The following is a 14,139-nucleotide window of genomic DNA, read 5'->3' as shown; positions in this document are numbered from 1 at the left end:
GGATAGTACGCACACTGTACATGCAGGAACTGCAGACACAATGTACGACCCAGTTTTACAGCGCACAGTAGTCTAGTCGTGGTTGACGATCTTTGCAAATGCTAGACTAAGCCGCTTAACGATTACTGACGCCTTTCTGACTATTTTCCACTCCGACTATTTCCAACGGGTTCTATTGTTATGCGCGTATTGGGCATTGAAACGTCTTGCGACGAAACTGGCGTCGCGATCTATGACGCCACGCAAACTGGCGGCAGCGGCCTGTTGGCTGATGCACTCTACAGCCAAATTGCCATGCATGCGGAATACGGCGGAGTGGTGCCCGAACTTGCATCAAGGGACCACACCCGCAAGCTGCTACCGTTAATTGACCAAGTGCTGCACGAGGCCCAGCTCACCCGGCGCGACCTAGATGGTATTGCTTATACTGCGGGTCCAGGCCTAGTGGGTGCCCTGATGGTAGGTGCCAGTACTGCCCATGGGATGGCACGGGCTTTAAACATTCCCGTGCTTGGCGTTCACCATATGGAAGGCCACCTACTGGCCCCAATGCTTGAGGATGACGCACCAGAATTTCCGTTTGTAGCACTGTTAGTCTCCGGCGGGCACACGCAACTTGTGGAGGTTAAAGGCCTGGGCCACTACCAACTACTTGGCGAATCAGTCGACGACGCCGCCGGCGAAGCGTTCGATAAGGCTGCTAAAATGTTGGGCTTGGCCTACCCTGGCGGTCCGCTCATTGCCAAACTTGCCGAGCAAGGCGACCCCAAGCGATTTCGCTTTCCGCGCCCCATGACAGATCGTCCCGGCCTGGACTTCAGCTTTTCCGGCTTAAAGACCCACACACTCACCGCTATTCGTCAGCTAGAGGCAGCAGGCGAGCTGGATAGTCAGGCACGCGCCGATATAGCCCGGGCATTTGAAGAAGCCGTGGTAGACACACTGGTTATCAAGTGCCGCCGAGCACTGGACCAAACGGGATTGAAGCGCATTGTAATGGCGGGTGGTGTTAGCGCTAACACACGGCTGCGTGAACGGTTAGCGCTCGAAACCGAAAAACGCAACGCCCGCGCCTACTATCCCCGCGGTCGTTTTTGTACCGATAATGGCGCCATGATTGCCTATGTTGGCGCTCAACGCCTAGCCGCAGGCGAGCGAGATGAAGACGGTATCATGAAGGCAACACCCCGCTGGCCACTAGACACTTTATTACCGCCTTCTGCCCGCTAGCCTCAAAGGTTAGGCTCCTCACCCCGACGTAAACGGCGAATATTTAACCAGTGGCGGGCCAGCACCAGTACGCTAAGCCCGCCAACTACACCAACATAAGCGGGTGCCAGCCAAAAGCACACCAAAGGCGCAATTAACGCACTGACCAGCGATGCGGCAGCCGCCGTGCGCAACCGCCACGCCAACAGCGCCCAACAAACCGCGCTTAGCAGGGCCACACTGGGTACCAACACTAGCAGCACCCCAAAAGCGCTAGCGACGGCTTTCCCCCCGCGAAATCCATGCCATAACGGGTAACTGTGGCCTAGCAGTACCGCCAAACCCACCGCCCCCTGCAACCAAATAGGCAACGCCAGCAGCTTAGCCGCCAGCACTACTGGCACTGCTTTGAGTGCATCTAACAGCAGAGTCGCCGCTGCTAAACGCGGCCCGTAAAGGCGCAGTACGTTCGAAAACCCCGGGTTACATGAGCCGTGATACCTCGGGTCTGCTACCCCCGCCAAGCGACACACACTTAGCGCCGCTAGCCAACTCCCACTCAGGTAACCCAGCACTATCAACATCATGGCCTGCTCACTTTATTGCTGGTGGCGCTAACTTTGGCATTACTCACCCTGTTAGAGTTAGCTCTGAAATAGCTCCGATGAAATAGCTTTAATGAAATAGCCATCACCCAATCCATCGCCTTACTGTCGTTTAGCGTCATCCTCCAGTACAATCGCCCGCTTGTTGCCGCTAGAGGAAGGCTCATGGATCGCATTTTGATCGAAGCATTAGCAGTAGACACCGTGATCGGGGTGTACGATTGGGAGCGCACTATTGTTCAATCGCTGCGTTTGGACTTGTCACTTGCAACGGATATACGCCCTGCAGCGGCGGCCGATAATTTACGCCTAACGCTTGATTATGCCGCTATTTGCCAGCGAATCCAGCGATTCGCTGATGAGCACCAGTTTGCCCTAGTAGAAACATTTGCCGAACGACTCGCCGAATGTTTGCGCCATGAATTTTCGATTAGCTGGTTGCGACTTACCGTACGTAAACCAGGTGCCGTTCCTCAAGCGGCAAGTGTTGGGCTTGAAATTACCCGTGGCACGCCCCCGGAGGCCATCGAGGCAATGTATTCATGAACTTGGTGACTGTCAGTTTAGGCAGCAATATCGATCCCGACACCCATATTCGCTTGTGTCTGGATGCGCTGGAAGATACGTTTGGTAACCTACAAATATCACGCATCTTTGAAAGCGAGCCGGTTGGCTTTAAAGACAGTCGCAATTTCTACAACCTAGTGGTGGCATTTCATAGCAACTGGTCGGCAGGTGAGCTACAGGCGTGGTCAAAACAGCTTGAAATTGCCCATGGCCGTACCCCTGAGATGGTTAAGTGCAGCCCACGCGCACTGGATATTGACTTACTGACCGTCGGCAACGCCTGTGGCACCATTGATGGCGTCACGCTTCCACGCGCCGAAATCACCCGCAACGCCTTTGTACTACAGCCACTAGCAGAGCTGCTGCCAAACGAGCGCCACCCCTATTGCCTAACCCCATATGCCACCCTATGGCAGCACTTTCACTTAGGAGACCAGCGCTTATGGGCGGTGGATTTCTACTGGCGGGAGCGCTGGATCTCCCAAGCAGACCTGCAGCCACGGATTGCTCAAGCAAGGTAGCATGCAGATTAAACGATTAGATTAGCGCATGGGCGACCGCTAGTTGGCGCCGTGCGCGTAGCGCCTCACCAAGTGCACCGCCACGTAGCCCCTCACTTACAAGCGCCTGAGGGTCAACCGCCCTAGCTGCCTGCCAAGCACTCAGCAGCAGCGCCTCGTCGGCACTATTTATTTGGCGAATCAGCTTTAGCTGAGCCTCAACTTGCTTGGGCTTTCGCCAACCATCTAAACGCTCCAACCAATGCAACACACGCTCGTCGGTCAGCGGGGCAGCTACCAGGCTCAGGCTAAGCGCTACATGACAGGCAAGTTGGGCGACTGCATTAGGTAACCGCAGCCGTCTGGTAAGCGCATCGCGCTGCGTGCTATCCAGCACGGATACCAGCAACGCATAGCGCCAGTGAGCCAAGGGCAAGTTTGACTGCTCTGGCACCTGCTTCAGTCGTGTTAAACCTGCGGATAAATGCTCGTTTAGCTCTGGCCACCAAACGCTCAATGCTCCACAGTGTTGCAGCGTGGTGAAGTAGATTTCAGGGTTTGGCTCAGCCAGTGCTTTTTCGGTTTCGACCCACACACGCTCTGCTGCCAAGTGCTCAAGTTCTCCGCTGTTACTCACCTGCTGCATGAGATCAAGGGTTTCAGCAGCGATGGAGAACCCTAAGTTGGCATAACGGGCCAAAAAGCGTGCGGTACGCAACACCCGCAAGGGATCCTCACTAAACGCCGGAGAAACATGGCGTAACAGACGATTTTGGAGATCTTGCTGACCATTGAATGGGTCAGTTAGCAGCCCATCGGCGCGCTGAGCAATAGCATTAATGGTTAAATCCCGCCGTAGCAAATCCTCTTCTAAGGTGACATCTGGGCTAGCATGCACCTCGAAACCGCCATAACCATGGCCCGATTTTCGCTCAGTACGGGCTAGCGCATACTCTTCGGCTGTTTCAGGATGCAGAAATACTGGAAAGTCGCGACCCACAGGCTTAAAGCCCCGTTTGCGCATCGCCTCAGGTGTCGCACCAACCACCACCCAATCGTTATCGTAAACAGGCCAACCCAGCAACTCATCGCGCACAGCCCCTCCCACGCGATAAACCTCAAGCCCTTTTATGCGAGGGTCTTCCTTGAACACGTCAATAACCTCTAACTTGCTGACTAGGTACGCTAATGCGTTCACCCGTATCTAGATTAAGCGCCGTCAGCGAGCCGCCCCAAACGCAGCCAGTGTCAATAGCGCTAACGTTCACCTTTGCCCCAAACGTTTGGCCTTCCAGCGCTGCCCAGTGCCCAAATAGTAGCTGCGCTGCGTCGCTTCGTGGGTACTGAAACCAGGGATAAAAACCTTCCGGAGCACTCTCTAGCCCCTCTTTAGCGGCAAAATCTAACCGCCCCTGATCATCAATAAAGCGCATCCGCGTTAGTACATTAACAATGCAGCGTAGTCGGTCGACACCTTCTAATTGATTATCGAACCGGTCTGGCTGGTTGCCAAATAGCTGGGTTAAGAAGGCTCCCGAGCATTCGCCCATTAGTACCTCCTGAACCTCTTGGCTAAGCGATAGCGTTTGCTGGACGCTCCAGGTTGGCAGCACACCAGCATGAGTCATCAACGTGTTGCCTTCATTAACCGCCAGGGGCTGGCTTTGCAACCAGTCCAGCAGCGCTTCGCGATCTGGCGCAGAGAGAATATCACTAAGAGTATCATGCTTTTTAAGCTTCCCACCCCCGCGGGCCACCACTAGCAGGTGGAAATCATGGTTGCCCAACACGCAGCGTACCGCACTGCCCAACGCCTTAACTTCTCGTAAGCAGGCCAACGAACCAGGCCCACGGTTAATCAAATCTCCTACCAACCAAAGCGTATCGTTGATGGGATTAAAGTTAAGCTGTTCAAGCAGGCTGACGAACTCGGCATGACAACCGTGCAGGTCGCCAATGACGTAAGTGCTCATGGGCTACACCCTTAGGAAAAAGTCATCAATGAAGCTGGCGTGGCACTGCTAGTCGAAAAGGTACAATAGGCACATCGAAGACGCGTTGGGTATAAGTGTTAAGCAGCGTGTAAGCACCTTCCATCACTCCAACAGGCGTCTGTAAGATAGCCCGACTGGTGTAACGAAAGTACTGTCCTGGGCCAATCAGCGGCTGCTGCCCTACTACCCCTTTGCCACGCACTTCCTGACTATCGCCACCACCTTGGGTGATTTTCCAGTAACGCGCCATTAGCTGCACACTATGTGGGCTCTGATTATGTACCGTGACGGTATAGCTAAAGACATAGCGCGACTCAGCATCATTTGATTCGGAGGCGCAGTACTCTGGCATTACACTGACCTCGATAGCTAGCCCACTCACCCCTTATCGCTCCCCGTGCCAGCTTGGGCTTCGTCGGCAGCGACTCGATTAGCAATAGTCACGTACTCCTCAACACTTAATGTTTGCGGACGACGAACAGGGTCAATCCCTAGTGCTTCCAGGGTCTCTACGCTCACCCGGCCTTTAAGGTTATTACGCAGCGTTTTTCGCCGCTGACCAAAGGCTAGTTTGACCAATTCAAACAGTAACGCTGGGTCATCAGCGGTATGGGGCAAACTGTCGTGAGGTGTCAGCCTAACGATGGCAGAATCAACTTTCGGCCGCGGCACAAACGCTTCCGGAGGCACAATAAACAGCTGATCCACATGGCAGTAGTACTGAGCCATCACCGACAGGCGACCCCAGTCGGTACTGCCAGGCTCGGCGGCCAACCGCTCCACCACCTCTTTTTGCAGCATAAAGTGCATATCCGCAATGGCATTGCCCATCGTCAGCAAATGCACAATTAATGGCGTGGAGATGTTGTAGGGCAGATTACCAACCACACGCAGTGCCGGGCCATCACCTTTCAGCGCGGCGAAATCAAACTTCAGCGCGTCGCCTTCATGGATCACAAACTCGGGGTAGTTGAAAAACTGTACACGCAGGCCGGGAATCAGGTCACGGTCTAACTCAATTACCTCCAGCTTACCTGTGGCCTCCAACAGTGGGGCAGTAAGCGCTCCTTGACCAGGGCCAATTTCGACAAGACGATCACCATCGCGCGGCCCGATAGAGCGGACAATACGCGAGATAATACCGAGGTCGCGCAAAAAGTTCTGGCCGAAACGTTTACGAGCGCGGTGCTGCTGGGGCACTTGAGACATCTAACAGTGATCCTTGGGAGAATAATTCATGAAGTTTACTGTAAATGAGCTGAACGCATGAGTTCAGATATGCGTTGACTGTATTAACTAATTGCCTGAATGAACAGACTGTGCCCGCTGATCAGCCAGGCGGCACGCTAAGTTCAGCGCAACGGCGAGGCTACTGGGGTCGGCAACACCACGCCCGGCAAGGTCAAGCGCAGTGCCATGATCAACCGAAGTACGCACCAGAGGCAAACCAAGGGTAATATTGGCTGCCTGCCCAAAACCTGCGTATTTTAGCACTGCAAGCCCTTGGTCATGATACATCGCCAATACCGCATCAACGCCTGCCAAATGCCGTGGCGTGAATAGCGTATCGGCGGGTAGAGGACCTTGTATGGCCAAACCCTCAGCGCGCAGCGCATTGAGCGCCGGAGTGATTATTTCCAGTTCTTCCCGGCCCAGATGGCCATCTTCTCCAGCATGGGGATTTAAGCCACATACCGCAATGCGCGGCTCAGCAATCCCGAACTGGCGCTTTAGGTCTTCCACCAGCAAACGACTGACGCGTTGAACCCGCTCATAGGTAATCGCATCCGCCACATCGCGCAGCGGCAAATGCGTGGTGACCAGAGCAACCCTCAGGTCGCCGCTGCCGTTCCAACTTCTGGCTTGGGCGTGCAACGCTTTGTCGGTGGCCAACACCATAACGACCTCATCCACGCCACAGGCATCCCGCAGCCACTCAGTGTGGCCAGTGAAGTTGGCAAAGCCACCTTCAATAATCACCCCTTTATGCAGCGGAGCAGTGACCATCGCGGCGGCACGGCCTTGCAGGCAGGCATCAACGGCAACCTGCAACGTATTCAGTACATAGCGTGCATTGGCAGGGTTTAACACACCAGGGCTCACAGGTGCTTCCAGCCATACTGGAGACACCACCAAGCGCCCCTTGGAAGAAGCTACACCCTCCTCTGGTGCAGCTTCTACAACCTCTACATCTAGCGCCAGCAGAGCGGCCCGCTGGCGCAGCATGTCAGGATCACCCACTGCAAGAGTACGATCAGGCAGCCTGCCCTGAGCCGCCAGCATCAGCACTAACTCAGGGCCAATGCCCGCTGGCTCGCCGGTGGTGATCAACAGCGGCGAGCGTGGATGGCTAGGCATTAAAGACGAATATCCACAAAGGCTTGCTCACGAATCTCATTCTGCCAGACCTGGAGCTCTTCATTCGCCCGACGCTGGAAAATCGCTTGACGCACTTGCTCGCGACGACTCTCTTCGGTGACATCCTGGCGACGACGCTCCAGCACTTCAATGACATGGTAACCAAACTGTGAACGCACAGGCTGAGAGATTTGATTAGTCGCGAGCGAGCCCATCGCCTCCTCAAAGGCAGGTACTGTTTGCCCTGGGCGCACCCAACCAAGCTCACCGCCATTCATTGCACTGCCATGGTCATCACTAAACTGACGGGCTACCGCTGCAAAATCATCACCTTGCTGCAGGCGCTGGAGCGCTTGCTCAGCTCTGGCGCGCGCTTGGTTCTCATTACGCGTGGGGGTCAGCTCGACCAGCACATGGCGTGCACGCGTTTCTTCGATAAAGGCCTGCCCCTGCTGCGTGCCCTGCTGGCTTAGAAAGCGCTCAACATCGCGCTCACTTACAGCAACACGCTGGCTAACACGACGCTGCTGCACCTGGCGCATCAGCATTTCACGGCGAATATCTTCGCGCACATTGGCCAAGCTCATCCCGTCGGCTTCCACCGCGTCGGCAAACTCATCCAACGTCATGCCGTTTGACTCAGCAATCGTTCTCAGTTGGCGGTTCAGCTCGGTATCGTCAACGCTCAAGCTAGCTTGACTCGCCATCTGCAGTTGAATTTCCTCCATCACCATGCGTTCGAGCACTTGCTCAGCCAACTGAGAGCGTGGCGGCAAGTTGCCCCCCTGGGCCGCGGCTTGCTGCTCAACCTGAGCAATGCGGTCGTTTAGCTCACTGCGCATAATGACGCCATCGTTAACCACGGCAACGACATTATCCAGCATTTGGCGCTGAGTGGACTCAAAGGTCTGCGCGTGCAGAGTGAGCGGGGCAAGCGCTACGCTGGCCCCCAGGCACAATGCCATCATGCTACCCGTAGAGAGGAGTTTTGCCCGTTTTTTTGCGACAAGGGTTAGCAGGGTCTTTCTGATCGTCATATAAAGTCTCTTTCAGTCGCCATTTAAGGATTCATTAAAGGGGTGTCGGGCGATAACCAGGAATCGCCCGCTCAAAATAGCTGTCGGCGTCCTGCCCAACGCCACCCAGGCCGCGGAACACAAAGCGTAAAAACAGCCCACGATCGTTGAAGTCATCGTTCACTCGGGCGGTATCGTTATCATCTACCCACTCGCGCCATACTAACTGCACACCATAGCAGCAGTCGTTCCACTGCAGACCCGCTAACTGCTCCAGTGAACGGTCATTAGTTTGATCGTGAAGGTAACGACCAATCAAATCAATTCGAGGGCTGGCTTTCCAGGCAAATGAGAGGTCCCACTCTTCACGATTATAATTACGGAAGCCATCGTCCCCTGGCACAACGCCCGGATCGAACCCTTCGATCTCCCAACGGTAGCCAAGGTTCACTACATGCCCATCTGGATGCCGATAACGCAGGTCAACGCTTGAGCGTTCGGTCTGCTCACGGTGGTCATCGTAGAGCCACTCATAGCCAGTGCTCCAGCGATCATTAATCTGCCAATCTAGTCGGGTTACCAGTGGAGAGCGGTCTCGAGTGGCTTGGTAGCGGCTGTGAGGATTGACGTTAGGATCGTCCTCAGGCCTCGCTGGCAGCGTATCAGGGTCTCCATCACTATCAATCCGACGCTCGGAAAAATAGATACTCTGGCCTACACCAAAGGTCAATCGGTCACGACCAGCGTCGTCTTCAATCAGGCGCGACTGCACACCAACAGAAACTCGGTTAAGGTCACCTACTCGATCAGCACCTGAAAAACGCTGCGGCGACCACAATTGATCCCACGAAAATGCTCGCTCGCGACTATCAAAATCGGGCAACTGAGTTTGGTTCGTGCGCGGTACATAGGCGTAATTGAGACGTGGCTCCAGGGTTTGGCGGTAATCGCGCCCGCCCAACTCGAGCTCACGGTCAAATACTAACCCGCTGTCAATTGAGGTAATCGCGATACTGCGGGTAGGTGAGGTATCGCGGTCAGTAACGCGCTCACCGTAGTCGAGTTCATAAGCGGTTTGCCACAATTCGGTTCGTGGCTCGATATAGCCCCAGGGCTGCTCTACGCGCCAGCCAAAAGCAGGCGTTAGGTGCAGACGCGTACCAATAGCAGCTTCACGCTCGGGCACTTGGCGCTCATCCACATCGCGCCAGAAGTAGGTAGCATTGGAGCGCCACTGACTATAGAACCCGCTGCCGAATTGCCAATCTGCGTTAGCCGTTAAGCTGGGTAATCGGTAAAAGGGCTTATCGCTATCGCTCAACGGATCTTCTAAGCGCTGAAACCCCTGTGCTCGGGCATCCAGTTGCCAGAGGTCACCGCGATAATCGACCTGAGCCAGCCGTTCCATACTTACCCGGTCGCTATTACCAAACTCGCCACCAAAGTCATCAAAGTAACGGCCATCACTAGCTGCACCGTAGCGTAAATTATAGTCGCTGCGCTCATTAACCCGGCCAGTGTGATCAGCATCGATATACCAGCGCTTATCACCTTCAAAACGATTACTGCCCGTTTCGCTCCCCCCGTCACTATTTAAAAAGCCGCCTTCAACGGTGCCTCGGCTTTCTGCAAATAAATAACGGTATTCACCGTTGAGCAGTAAGCCATGATCCGACATCCAACGCGGGGTGATAGTGGCATCGTGATTAGGAGCGATGTTCCAGTAAAAAGGCTGCGCGTAATCAAAGACTTTACTCGAGAAACCGATAGAAGGCGACAGCAGCCCGGTATGACGCCGGTCATCGATAGGAAAGCGTAGCCACGGCCAGTAAAATATCGGTACGTCTTTCACTTCTAAGCGGGCATGGCGTGCCGTACCGAAACCTTTAGCCTGATCAAGTTTGATATCGCTACCCACCAGCTGCCAACTATTAACGCCGGGGTCACAGGAAGTGAAGGTAGCATCACGCAAGCGGTACTGATTTTCACCGGTTTGCTCAAGCTGGCTGGCCTGACCACGCATGTGCTGCTCGTAAAGGACATAATGACTATTGCTTAACGAGGCACGGTCCTCGTTAAGCATCAGAGTGGCTTGATCGCCCCGCAACAACGCTTGGCCGTCGCGCAAGGCAAGGTTACCTTCCACGTCGACCTGCTGGCGGTTGGCAGGTAAAAAGACTTGTTCAGCCTCAAGCTCCGTATTGCCTCGCCGTAGTACGACATCCCCTCGCAGCAGTGCTTCACCATCTGCGGCGTAATCCACCTCCAGGGTTTCAACCGACAGCGTTTCGGGGTTCTGTTCCGCTGGCAAGCGGTAGCCAGGCATTACATAGCGCCCACGACACAGTTGATGTGGCGCTTCATCTTGCCCAAAGGGCTGCCAGTCAAGCGCCTCAGCAGGCAGCGACTGGCTTTGAGCCACCACTGAAAAGGAGGCGCCCGCGAGCAAACTGCCCAATAGCGTTTGCACAGCCGGCGCGGTGCGCGAAAATCGCTTGCCCATGTTCGTTATCCTTGGCATCCAGAATCGGTATTATACAGGCCGCACGATGCCCGACCAGCAAGGAGCTTGCATGTCCTCTTCCAGGATCGACGCCCTCACCCGATGGGCGGCTAAACAAAACGGCCTTGATGTTGCCAACATTACCATTGCCCCAGCAGGTGGCGACGCCAGTTTTCGGAGCTATTTTCGCCTCACTCTGCCTGACGGCAGTACCCAAATAGTCATGGATGCCCCACCTGCCCAAGAAAATTCTGCGCCTTTTGTAGCGATTGGCCGACGCTGGTACGCAGCGGGGCTACCCGTACCTAACATTCACGCAGCAGATTTAGACAGCGGCTTTTTGCTGTTGGACGACTTAGGCGATACGCCACTGCAAGCCTTTTTTACCAATGAACAGAGCACCCAGAGAAGCCATCAGCAAGCTCTGGATTTAATTGGCCAGCTGCAAAACCGCGCCAACCCGAAAGCGCTTCCCGCCTACGATGCAGCGCTATTAGGCCGTGAACTCGACCTATTCCCCGATTGGTGCCTGGATAAGTGGCTCGGGCTTTCTATTCCCGATAGCTGGGCAGCACTGCACGCACAGTTAATTGAACAGGCCCTTGAGCAACCCGTGGTTAGCGTACATCGCGACTTTGATGCAATGAATATTATGGTGCTGAACCAGCATCTTTATATGATCGATTTTCAAGACGCTGTCGCCGGGCCGCTTAGCTATGATGTTATCTCCCTATTGCGGGGACGCTATTGTCGCTTTTCAAACGAACAGTTCAGTCAACTGGTCCAGCACTTTTATGACCAGGCGCGTCTGGATGGGCGACTCTCCCGCCACGTCAGCAGCGCTAACTTTCTTAGCCAATGCCACTCAATGGCCGCCCAACGCTCACTCAAAGTACTGGGAATTTTCTGTCGGCTTACGTTGCGTGACCAAAAACAGGGTTACCTAGCCCGTTTGCCACACTTTTTAGAGCATTTAGAAGATAGCTTAAATTCTTTGCCCCAACATGATGAATTCAGCCAGTGGGTTAGCGCAACGCTTCGCCCAGCCATTACCCAGCGATTAGCGGACACCCTCATATGAAAGCAATGATTCTAGCCGCTGGGCTTGGTAAACGAATGCGCCCGCTAACCGACCACTGCCCAAAACCTCTGCTGCCTGTGGCTGGAAAACCGTTGATTGTTCACCACCTTGAACGGCTACGGAACGCGGGCATTGAAGACGTTGTGATTAACGTCAGCTACCGTGCTGAACAGGTAATGACAGCGTTAGGCGACGGTGCTGCATATCAGTTGCGTATCCACTGGAGCCATGAGCCCGCTCCCCTGGAGACTGGCGGAGGCATCCAAAACGCACTGCCTCTGCTTGGCGACGCACCGTTTTTACTCATCAATGGCGACGTATGGTGCGATTACCTTCCTAACGAATCCGCACTATCCCCCAACGATGTTGCCCATTTAGTATTGGTAGATAACCCAGCCCACCACCCAGCAGGAGATTTCGCTCTTCAGCATGGGCGAGTCTCCCTAGCGAGCGAACAGCGCCTAACCTTTGCAGGCATTAGCCTACTACGCCCGGGACTGGTGGCTAGCGAGCCACCGGGAGCCTTCGCTCTTGCGCCACTCCTTAAGCAGGCGATGGAGACTAACCAGGTGAGTGGTGAACATTTTTCAGGCCACTGGGTCGATGTAGGCACCCCAGAACGGTTAACAGCCCTTGAGCACCACCTGGTGCAGATTAGCGAGTGATGAGACAGTGCGCTACCCAATAGAAATGTTATGCTGCGCGACTTACCTTTCGTCGCCAAGATGAGGAGAGTTTAACGTGAAAGCACGGGTAAAATGGACGGATGGCCGCCAGTTTGTAGCGGAATCAGGCAGCGGGCACAGCGTTGTAATCGACGGCCCACCCGATCATGGTGGTCGGAACACGGGGCCACGCCCCATGGAAATGCTACTAATGGGGATGGGAAGCTGTACGGCATTTGATGTCCTGAACATCCTCGACAAAGCCCGGGCCGATGTCACCGACTGTGTGGCAAAACTTGATGCTGAACGTGCTGACGAAGTGCCCTCTGTGTTCACAAAAATTCATGTCCACTTCGTGGTGACTGGACGTAACCTCAAAGAGAAGCAAGTACAGCGCGCCGTCGAGCTGTCTGCAGAAAAATACTGCAGCGCTTCAATCATGCTCGTGAAAGGCGGTGTTGATATTACCCACTCGTTCGAGATTATTGAGGCTTGAACCGCCCTGGGGGTAGTCCACACAGCATGAACCAAACAATCGTTCTTAGAACCGTCCCAAGAACGGCTCTAAGAAAGGTTTTAAGCAAAACGCTAAGAATAGTTTTTAGCATGCGTCTGCAAGGGCACCTGCCAGACATGCTAGGCGTAAAAAAAATTGCCTGGCCGGATGCATACCACGCGATGGGCGGGCATAATACGCCCGCTTGTATTTATCCCTACTGCGTAGCACGTGCTTGTGAGCATTCTGCAACCCGTGTGGTGACAAATACTTCTCGGTTCCGGCGCTGGCTCGTCGGGGTGTCTTCATCTGCCATAGGGAGGTTCGGACGTGTCAGATAATCTCCGACTCCACGGGTTCAACAACCTGACTAGCTCGTTGAGCTTTAACATTTACGACATCTGTTATGCCAAAACCGAAGAGCAGCGTGCGGCTTATATTGATTATATCGATGAGCTTTACAACGCCGAACGTTTGACGCAGATCCTTAAAGACGTAACAAATATCATCGGCGCGCACGTGCTGAATATTTCGCGTCAAGATTATGAACCGCACGGGGCAAGCGTCACCATCCTGATCGCTGAACACGAGCTGGATGAACCGAACCTTGAGCATACCGAACCAGGCCCCGGCCCGCTGCCCGAAACGGTAGTAGCCCACCTGGATAAAAGCCACGTGACTGTGCATAGCTATCCCGAGTCCCACCCAGACAACGGTATCAGCACTTTCCGCCTGGATATCGATGTATCTACCTGTGGTCATATCAGCCCCCTAAAGGCGCTGAACTACCTGATCCACAGCTTTGATTCCGACATTGTCACCATGGATTACCGCGTACGCGGCTTTACCCGCGACGTAGATGGAAAAAAACTGTTTATTGATCACGACATTACCTCGATCCAAGACTACTTGGCAGAAGATACCAAGCAGGCTTACCAGATGATCGATGTGAACGTGTACCAAGAAAACATGTTCCACACCAAGATGTTGCTTAAAGACTTCGTGTTGGATAATTACCTGTTCGGCACGTCACGCCGTGACATTACTTTTGAAGAAGCGCGGGATATCGAAAGCCGCCTGCGTAAAGAGATGCTTGAGATTTTTTACTCGCGCAATCTCGATTAAGCGTTTTCCCCAAGCCACAC

At 54.3% G+C, this 14,139-nt stretch carries 15 protein-coding genes; 7 read left to right on the top strand and 8 right to left on the bottom strand.

The window, feature by feature from the left end:
- Positions 1–180 precede the first annotated feature (180 nt).
- Positions 181–1,230 carry a tRNA (adenosine(37)-N6)-threonylcarbamoyltransferase complex transferase subunit TsaD gene (gene tsaD, locus CPA45_RS05010; RefSeq protein ID WP_096650513.1) on the top strand — a complete coding sequence of 350 codons (1,050 nt, stop codon included), beginning with the start codon at positions 181–183 and terminating at the stop codon, positions 1,228–1,230.
- Between the two features lie 2 nt (positions 1,231–1,232).
- On the opposite strand, the gene plsY is transcribed toward tsaD, so the two are convergent.
- Positions 1,233–1,796, bottom strand: a complete 564-nt coding sequence (plsY, locus tag CPA45_RS05005) for a glycerol-3-phosphate 1-O-acyltransferase PlsY (protein WP_096650512.1) — start codon at positions 1,794–1,796, stop codon at positions 1,233–1,235.
- A 183-nt stretch (positions 1,797–1,979) separates the two neighbouring features.
- Between plsY and folB the strand changes: the two genes are divergently transcribed.
- Both folB and folK read left to right on the top strand, forming a co-directional pair.
- On the top strand, positions 1,980–2,360 hold the full coding sequence (gene folB, locus CPA45_RS05000) for a dihydroneopterin aldolase (RefSeq protein ID WP_096650511.1): 381 nt from the start codon (positions 1,980–1,982) through the stop codon (positions 2,358–2,360).
- A complete protein-coding gene (gene folK, locus CPA45_RS04995) occupies positions 2,357–2,902 on the top strand; it encodes a 2-amino-4-hydroxy-6-hydroxymethyldihydropteridine diphosphokinase (protein ID WP_096650510.1) in 546 nt (181 codons plus the stop codon). Before folB ends, folK begins: the two co-directional genes overlap by 4 nt.
- 16 nt (positions 2,903–2,918) lie before the next feature.
- Here the strand turns inward: folK and CPA45_RS04990 are convergent, their stop codons facing one another.
- The 7 genes from CPA45_RS04990 to CPA45_RS04960 form a co-directional block, all read right to left on the bottom strand.
- Positions 2,919–4,034 (bottom strand): tRNA nucleotidyltransferase/poly(A) polymerase-related protein, encoded by a 1,116-nt coding sequence (locus CPA45_RS04990; RefSeq protein WP_096650509.1) that lies wholly within the window; start codon positions 4,032–4,034, stop codon positions 2,919–2,921.
- A gap of 1 nt (position 4,035) precedes the next feature.
- Positions 4,036–4,854, bottom strand: coding sequence for a symmetrical bis(5'-nucleosyl)-tetraphosphatase (locus CPA45_RS04985; RefSeq protein ID WP_096650508.1), 819 nt, complete (start codon positions 4,852–4,854; stop codon positions 4,036–4,038).
- Between the two features lie 25 nt (positions 4,855–4,879).
- A complete protein-coding gene (apaG, locus tag CPA45_RS04980; protein WP_096650507.1) occupies positions 4,880–5,257 on the bottom strand; it encodes a Co2+/Mg2+ efflux protein ApaG in 378 nt (125 codons plus the stop codon).
- On the bottom strand, positions 5,254–6,084 hold the full coding sequence (gene rsmA, locus CPA45_RS04975; protein WP_096650506.1) for a 16S rRNA (adenine(1518)-N(6)/adenine(1519)-N(6))-dimethyltransferase RsmA: 831 nt from the start codon (positions 6,082–6,084) through the stop codon (positions 5,254–5,256). Before rsmA ends, apaG begins: the two co-directional genes overlap by 4 nt.
- A gap of 87 nt (positions 6,085–6,171) precedes the next feature.
- On the bottom strand, positions 6,172–7,233 hold the full coding sequence (gene pdxA / locus CPA45_RS04970; RefSeq protein WP_096650505.1) for a 4-hydroxythreonine-4-phosphate dehydrogenase PdxA: 1,062 nt from the start codon (positions 7,231–7,233) through the stop codon (positions 6,172–6,174).
- The gene (locus CPA45_RS04965; protein ID WP_096650504.1) at positions 7,233–8,270 is read right to left on the bottom strand and encodes a peptidylprolyl isomerase; all 1,038 of its coding nucleotides are present in this window, start codon (positions 8,268–8,270) and stop codon (positions 7,233–7,235) included. The genes pdxA and CPA45_RS04965 overlap by 1 nt, the downstream gene beginning before the upstream one ends.
- 34 nt (positions 8,271–8,304) lie before the next feature.
- Positions 8,305–10,752, bottom strand: a complete 2,448-nt coding sequence (locus CPA45_RS04960) for an LPS-assembly protein LptD (RefSeq protein ID WP_096650503.1) — start codon at positions 10,750–10,752, stop codon at positions 8,305–8,307.
- A 70-nt stretch (positions 10,753–10,822) separates the two neighbouring features.
- Here CPA45_RS04960 and CPA45_RS04955 point away from each other — a divergent pair, with 70 nt between their 5' ends.
- The 4 genes from CPA45_RS04955 (at position 10,823) to speD (ending at position 14,119) form a co-directional block, all read left to right on the top strand.
- Entirely contained in the window at positions 10,823–11,833 is a 1,011-nt protein-coding gene (locus CPA45_RS04955; RefSeq protein WP_096650502.1) for an aminoglycoside phosphotransferase family protein, read from the top strand.
- The gene (gene murU, locus CPA45_RS04950) at positions 11,830–12,498 is read left to right on the top strand and encodes an N-acetylmuramate alpha-1-phosphate uridylyltransferase MurU (RefSeq protein ID WP_096650501.1); all 669 of its coding nucleotides are present in this window, start codon (positions 11,830–11,832) and stop codon (positions 12,496–12,498) included. Before CPA45_RS04955 ends, murU begins: the two co-directional genes overlap by 4 nt.
- Before the next feature lie 76 nt (positions 12,499–12,574).
- The gene (locus tag CPA45_RS04945) at positions 12,575–12,994 is read left to right on the top strand and encodes an OsmC family protein (RefSeq protein WP_096650500.1); all 420 of its coding nucleotides are present in this window, start codon (positions 12,575–12,577) and stop codon (positions 12,992–12,994) included.
- 330 nt (positions 12,995–13,324) lie between these two features.
- Positions 13,325–14,119: an adenosylmethionine decarboxylase gene (gene speD, locus CPA45_RS04940; RefSeq protein WP_078088480.1), complete on the top strand. Its 795-nt coding sequence runs from the start codon at positions 13,325–13,327 to the stop codon at positions 14,117–14,119.
- Positions 14,120–14,139: the final 20 nt, after the last annotated feature.

Origin of the sequence: Vreelandella nigrificans, from assembly GCF_002374315.1 — a bacterium.
Classification (GTDB): domain Bacteria; phylum Pseudomonadota; class Gammaproteobacteria; order Pseudomonadales; family Halomonadaceae; genus Vreelandella; species Vreelandella nigrificans.
The sequence above is the reverse complement of the archived record's forward strand: the minus strand, read 5'-3'. Positions and strand labels throughout refer to the sequence as shown.